This is a genomic window from Stenotrophomonas sp. 05L44_2 (assembly GCF_056665995.1).
Window position 1 is genome coordinate 1 of the sequence record NZ_JBFTNR010000195.1, and the last position, 5,840, is coordinate 5,840.

The following is a 5,840-nucleotide window of genomic DNA, read 5'->3' on the forward strand; positions in this document are numbered from 1 at the left end:
CTGCAGCACCTGCTGCTGGACGAGAAGAGCGGCCACGTGACCAAGCACTGGCGGCAGGACTGGGTGTATGAAGCGCCGAACCGCTTCGAGTTCAGCGCCGACCAGACCTGGCAGGTGCGCACGATCGCAGCTGCGACCAACCAGGGCGCCTGGACCCAGTGCGTGTACGAAGTCAGCGATGCACCGCGCTACTGCGGCACCGGCACGTGGACCTACCTCAACAACGTGCCGACCTGGACCAGCGACATCAGCTGGCGGCCGCTGCCACGCCGCGAGTACACCAAGCGCAGCGATTACAACGCGCTGGCGGTGGTCAACCGCCACACCCTGACCCCGAACGGCTGGACCCACGAGCAGTTCAACACCAAGGTGCAGCGCAACGCGGATGGCAGCCAGGTGGAAATCGCCCGCGAATTCGGCTTCAACGACTACACCAGGACCACCGAGGTCGACTTCACCCCGGCGCGCGATTACTGGAAGGCCACCGCCGGTTACTGGAGCAAGGTGCGCCAGCGCTGGGACGGTTTCCTGACCCAGGCCCCGGGCGTGCACCTGAAGACCAAGCTCGACGGCATGGCGATGATCATCCCGTTGTTCACCCAGGCCGAGGACGTGCAGTCCGGCAAGAAGGTGAAGGACGCGCAGATCGACGAAGTCTTCGCCAAGTACGTGGAAAAGGCGCCAAAGGAAGGTTGATCGGCGCGCTGCGGTGCCGGATGCGCACTGCACTGGTGGGTGCCGAGCTTGCTCGGCACGCTCTCCGGCGGTGATTGCACCCGGCATCCACGCATGGCGTGGATCTACTGGGACCATCGGCACTGCATCCACGCATGGCGTGGATCTGCCGGGATCATCGGTAATTCATCCACGCTTGGCGTGGATCTACTGGGCTCGCTGGTAGATCCACGCCATGCGTGGATGCCTTTGCCACAGAACAGCGTCAGGCCTCGCGCAGCGCCAATGCCGGTGGCGTGTGCAGGATCCGCCGGGTCCCCAGCCAGCCGGCCAGCAGGCTCAGCGCGATGCCGAGCAGGCCACCCAGCAGCAGGCCAGGCCACGGCGGCAGCAGCGGCAGTTCGAACACCTTCTGCGACACCGCAACGCCGATCACCGCTGCCGCGCCCACCGCCAGCAGCGCCGCCAGCGCGCCCAGCGCACCGAATTCCACCAGCACCGCGCCACGCAGCTGGCGCCGCGTCGCACCCAGCGTGCGCAGCACCGCGCTGTCATAGCGTCGCTCGCCCGCCGTTGCCTGCAGCGCCGCCAGCAGCACCAGCACGCCGGCCAGCAGGCTGAACACCATCACCAGCTGCACCGCCTGCGCCACCCGTTCCATCACATCGCGTACCTGCGAGATCACCGCATCCACGTCCAGCAGCGAGAGGTTGGGCTGCGCGCGCACCAGGGCCCCGAGACCCGCTGCCTGTCCCGCCGGCAGGTGGAACGCCGACAGCAGGTTGTGCGGTGTATCGCCCACCGCATTCGGATTCAACAACACGAAGAAGTTCGGCCGGAAGGTGTTCCAGTCGGCCTTGCGCACGCTGGTAACGCTGAACTCGCGCTGCTGCTCGCCCACCGCAATGGTGATGCGGTCACCGGGGTACACGCCGTAGCGCTTGGCCCAGCCGATCTCCACGGATGCCTCCGCGGCGGTGCTGTCCGGCTTCCAGAACGTGCCGTTGACCAGCGTATTGGCCGGCGGGAACGTGCTGCGCCAACTGAAGTTCAGCGGCCGGTTCTCGTCATCGTCGTCGCGCTGTCCTTCACCCTGCGGCTGATTGTCGTCGGCCGGCGTGCGATCCACTCGCAGCGGCGGCTTGCCGTTGATCGCGATCAGGCGGCCGGTGGCCATCGGTTCGATGCTGGCATCATCCGCACCCAGGCCCTGCAGTGCAGCCAGCACGCTGTCGCGCTGCTCGGGCTGGATGTTGATCAGGAAATAATTGGGCGTGTCCGCAGGCAGGCGCTCGCGCCACTGCTGCAGCAGGCCGGGGCCGATCACCGCCAGCAACAGCAGGGCGCACAGCGACAGTGACAGCCCCACCAGCTGCATCACCGCCAGCATCCGCCGCCGCGTCAGCGCCGCCAGGCCCAGCCGCCAGTTGCCGTGCAGGCGGTGCTGCAGCCCACGCAGCAGCTGCAGCAGCAGGAACCCGACCACGCCCGCGGCCACCGCCAGCCCGGCCAGGCCACCCAGCACCCACAGCGCCAGTTTCAGATCGCCGGTGACCTGCACCGCCAGTACCAGGCTGGCCGCCAGCGCTGCCACATAGGCCAGCAGCGAGGCCGGCGGCAAGGCAGCGAACGAGCGGTTGAGCACGCGCATCGGCGGCACGCCACGCAGGCGCAGCAGCGGCGGCAGTCCGAAGCCGAACAACAGCAACAGGCCGATTCCCGCGCCGGTCAGCGCAGGCATGGCTTCGGGCAGCGGCAGGCGTTGCGGCACCAGGCTGCCCAGTACCTGCACCAGTCCTTCCTGTGCCGCCATGCCCAGGCCGATGCCGATCGCACACGCCGGCACCGCCAGCATCAGCAGCTGCAGGGCCAGGCCGGCCAGGATGTCGCGCTGGCGTGCACCCAGGCAGCGCAGGATCGCCACCTGGTCGATGCGACGCAGCGCGAACCGGTTGGCCGCCAGTGCGGTGGCAACGCCGGCCAGCAGCACCGCCAGCAGCGCGCTCAGGCCGAGGAAACGACCGGCCAGGTCGAAGGCCTGGCGCACACCGCGCTGGGTATCGTTCACGCTGAGCAGGCGCATGCCTTTTACCTGCGGCAGCAGCCATTGCCGGAATGACGCGATGTCGGCGGCAGGGCCGGCGAACATCACCCGGTAATTGATGCGGCTGCCGGGGCCGAGCAGGCCGGTGCCTTCCACATCGGCGCGGTTGACCAGCAGGGTCGGCGACAGCGTCAGCAGGTCGCCACCGGCATCCGGTTCCGATTCGATGATGCCGGCGATGCGCAGCGTGCCCGCACCGAATTCCAGATCGTCGCCAGCCTTCAGGCCCAGTGCCTGCAGCAGGCGTGGGTCGGCATAGGCCTGGCCCTTGGCCGGCATTCCGGCATCGGCGATCAGCGCGCCGCCGGGCGTGGCACGCACGCGCAGCGCGCCGCGCAGGGGGTAGCCCGCTTCCACGGCCTTGATGCTGGCCATCTGGCTGGCATCGCCCTGGAACAGCACGCTGCCGAAGCTGGCCAGCCGCGTATGCGCCAGGCCGCGTCGCTGCGCCTCCTCAGCGAACGCGGCGGGCGGGTCATCGCGGCCGGCAACACCGAGGTCGCCGCCGAGCATTTCCGCCGCGCTGCCGGTCAATGCCAGGTTGACCCGGTTCACCAGCGTGCCCACCGCCGTCATCACCGCCACGCCCAGTACCAGGGCGGCGAACACGGTCAGCAGGTCACCTGCCAGGGCCTCGCGGCGCAGCGCGCGCCACGCATGCCGCAGCAGGTTCATGCGTCCACTCCATGTTCCACCGGCTGCAGGCGGCCGTTGTCGATGCGATGGATGTACTGGCAGCGCTGCGCCAGGCGCAGGTCGTGGGTGACCAGCACCAGCGTGGTACCGCTGCCGGCGTTGAGTTCGAACAGCAGATCGCTGATGTGCTGGCCGGTGGCCTGGTCCAGTGAACCGGTGGGTTCGTCGGCGAACAGGATGCGCGGGCGGCTGACGAACGCCCGGGCAAGGGCGACACGCTGCTGCTCACCGCCGGACAACTGCCGCGGATAGTGGCGGGCGCGATGCGAGAGCCCGACCGCAGCCAGCACCTCGTCCACCCGCGTGCGGTCCTCGCGCCCGGCCAGTTCCAGCGGCAGCGCGATGTTCTCGGCCGCCGTCAGCGCCGGCAGCAGATGGAAGCTCTGGAAGACGAAGCCGACGTCGCGCGCGCGCAGCTGTGCACGCGCTTCTTCGTCCAGTGCCGTCAGATCCTGGCCCGCCAGCGCGATGCGGCCACGGCTGGGCAGGTCCAGCCCGGCCAGCAGGCCGAGCAGGGTGGTCTTGCCGGAACCAGAGGCGCCGACGATGGCTACGCTGGTGCCTTCATGGACGGTCAGGGTGATGTTGTCCAGTATGTGGACTTCACCCTCCGGGCCATGCACGGATTTGCCGACCTGGTCGACGGCGATGGCGACGGGCGCGCTGCGGGGGGACAGGCTGTCGATGAGGAGACTCCAATGCACAAGACGGAATGGAGCCGGCAAGCCGGCGCAATGATGATGGTGCTGCTAGGGTTGCTGCTGTTGCCGGCACTGGCGTGTGCCAAAGGTCCGGGCGGCGGTACCGTGCTGGTGCTCGGTGACAGCCTCAGTGCCGCCCACAATATCCCGGCCGATGCCGGCTGGGTCAGCCTGCTGCAGCAGCGGGTCAGGCAGCAGTCGAAAACCCCGCCGCGCATCGTCAACGCCAGCATGAGCGGGGAAACCACTGCTGGCGCGCTGACCCGCCTGCCGGGCCTGCTTGGCCGGGAGAAGCCCACGGTGGTGGTGATCGCCCTCGGTGGCAACGATGCGCTGCGCGGGCTGACCCCGGCGCAGGTGCAGGGCAACCTGGAAAAGATGGTGCAGGCCAGCCAGAAGGCCGGTGCCAAGGTCCTGCTGCTGGGCATCGACGTGCCGCCCAACTATGGGCCGGGCTACCGCCAGCGCCTGGCTGCGGCGTACCGGGCACTGGCCACGCAGTACAAGGTGCCGTTGCTCCCGTTCCTGCTGGAAGGCGTGGCCCTGCAGCCCGGCTTGATGCAGGCCGACGGCCTGCATCCCACCGCCCAAGCGCAGCCGAAGGTGCTGGACAACGTCTGGCCGCTGCTGAAACCGCTGCTGTGAGCACGCCATCTTCTTTTCATTGACGCAACTTCACATCGCGTGCACCGTCGATCGGGCATGTTTCACAAAGCTGAAGAAAGAGGGATTCTCATGCGTCAGACGAAGGAGACTTCCGGCTTGGTGCTGGTGGTCGAAGACAACCGCAATATCTCCGAGATGATCGGTGAATACCTGGAAGGCCGTGGCTTCGAGGTCGACTATGCGCAGGATGGCCTGGACGGCTACCGTCTGGCTGCCGAGAACAGCTACGACGTCGTCGTGCTGGACCTCATGCTGCCGCGGCTGGATGGCATCGAAGTGTGCCGCCGGCTGCGCAACGATGCGCGCAAGTCGACCCCGGTGCTGATGCTGACCGCGCGCGACACGCTGGATGACAAGCTCACCGGGCTTGGCTTTGGTGCCGACGATTACCTGACCAAGCCGTTCGCGATCCAGGAACTGGAAGCCCGCCTGCGCGCGCTGATCCGCCGCGAACGTCGCCAGGTGGGTTCGGAAGTGCTCAAGGTCGCCGACCTGGTGCTCGATCCGGTCAGCATGCGTGCCACCCGTGCCGGCACCGAGCTGCAGCTGTCGCCGATCGGCCTGCGCCTGCTGACCATCCTGATGCGTGAATCGCCGCGTGTGGTCACCCGCCAGGAAATCGAGCGCGAGATCTGGGGCAACGGCCTGCCTGATTCGGACACGTTGCGCAGCCATCTGTACAACCTGCGCAAGATCATCGACAAGCCGTTCGATCGGCCGCTGCTGCACACCGTGCAGAGCGCGGGCTATCGCATCGCCGATATCGCCCAGCCGATGGCCTGATCGACGTCGTGCCGGTGTTGCAGCAGAACCGGCACGGCCGTGGTCGGCAGGGAAGGGGTGAACGTTCCGGATACCGGGTCGTCATCGTCCATGCACGATCACGGCACAGCGCGCTGCCTATAATCGCAGCGCTCTGACCGGGACATCGCAATGCCGCACGGCCTGCCGCGCAAGATCCGTATCGCTTTCATCCTGCAAGCCGTGCTGGCCAGCCT

The 5,840-nt window shown here is 67.8% G+C and carries 5 protein-coding genes; 3 read left to right on the forward strand and 2 right to left on the reverse strand.

Translation table 11 applies throughout. The features are described from left to right. The coding region (locus AC1VAN_RS08770) for a DUF6607 family protein (protein ID WP_480985644.1) at positions 1–696 on the forward strand (696 nt) is incomplete at its 5' end. A 244-nt stretch (positions 697–940) separates the two neighbouring features. On the opposite strand, the gene AC1VAN_RS08775 is transcribed toward AC1VAN_RS08770, so the two are convergent. Both AC1VAN_RS08775 and AC1VAN_RS08780 read right to left on the reverse strand, forming a co-directional pair. Further along, a complete protein-coding gene (locus AC1VAN_RS08775) occupies positions 941–3,454 on the reverse strand; it encodes an ABC transporter permease (protein ID WP_282280390.1) in 2,514 nt (837 codons plus the stop codon). Beyond that, positions 3,451–4,098, reverse strand: a complete 648-nt coding sequence (locus AC1VAN_RS08780; protein ID WP_059066070.1) for an ABC transporter ATP-binding protein — start codon at positions 4,096–4,098, stop codon at positions 3,451–3,453. The genes AC1VAN_RS08775 and AC1VAN_RS08780 overlap by 4 nt, the downstream gene beginning before the upstream one ends. 75 nt (positions 4,099–4,173) lie before the next feature. Between AC1VAN_RS08780 and AC1VAN_RS08785 the strand changes: the two genes are divergently transcribed. Both AC1VAN_RS08785 and AC1VAN_RS08790 read left to right on the forward strand, forming a co-directional pair. Continuing rightward, the gene (locus AC1VAN_RS08785) at positions 4,174–4,821 is read left to right on the forward strand and encodes an arylesterase (RefSeq protein WP_442252091.1); all 648 of its coding nucleotides are present in this window, start codon (positions 4,174–4,176) and stop codon (positions 4,819–4,821) included. 90 nt (positions 4,822–4,911) lie between these two features. Beyond that, positions 4,912–5,625: a response regulator transcription factor gene (locus AC1VAN_RS08790; protein ID WP_002811889.1), complete on the forward strand. Its 714-nt coding sequence runs from the start codon at positions 4,912–4,914 to the stop codon at positions 5,623–5,625. Positions 5,626–5,840 lie beyond the last annotated feature (215 nt).

Coding starts and splice junctions, on each gene's coding strand:
- AC1VAN_RS08775 (WP_282280390.1), bottom strand. CDS start 3,454: ATGAACCTGCTGCGGCATGCGTGGCGCGCGCTGCGCCGCGAGGCCCTG.
- AC1VAN_RS08785 (WP_442252091.1), top strand. CDS start 4,174: ATGCACAAGACGGAATGGAGCCGGCAAGCCGGCGCAATGATGATGGTG.
- AC1VAN_RS08790 (WP_002811889.1), top strand. CDS start 4,912: ATGCGTCAGACGAAGGAGACTTCCGGCTTGGTGCTGGTGGTCGAAGAC.